Here is a 416-nt window from a genome sequence, read left to right as displayed (position 1 = left end):
TGGTTCAGCTACCATAACCGGTTGGAACCTGCGTTCCAGCGCCTGGTCCTTCTCAATGTACTGACGGTATTCATCCAGCGTCGTAGCACCGATGCAATGAAGCTCACCCCTGGCCAGCATAGGCTTCAGCATATTGCCGGCATCCATGGATCCTTCCGTCTTGCCTGCTCCTACAATGGTATGGAGCTCATCGATAAACAGAATAATCTGTCCGTCGCTCTTCTTCACCTCATCCAGAACGGCCTTCAGTCTTTCCTCAAATTCACCGCGGTACTTGGCTCCCGCCAGGAGAGCCCCCATATCCAGGGCAAACAGCTTCTTATCTTTTAAGCCCTCAGGCACATCTCCGCGCACGATACGCTGCGCAAGGCCTTCCACAACTGCGGTTTTACCGACACCGGGTTCACCGATTAAAA

1 protein-coding gene is annotated in these 416 nt (G+C 53.4%); it reads right to left on the bottom strand.

Going from position 1 to position 416, the window contains the following annotated elements; all coding sequences use genetic code 11:
- On the bottom strand, positions 1 to 416 hold a 416-nt coding region (locus NE664_14640), incomplete at both ends, for an AAA family ATPase (protein MCQ4727872.1).

Origin of the sequence: Anaerotignum faecicola (assembly GCA_024460105.1) — a bacterium.
Classification (GTDB): Bacteria; Bacillota; Clostridia; order Lachnospirales; family Anaerotignaceae; genus JANFXS01.
This window is presented reverse-complemented; position numbering and strand designations above follow the sequence as displayed.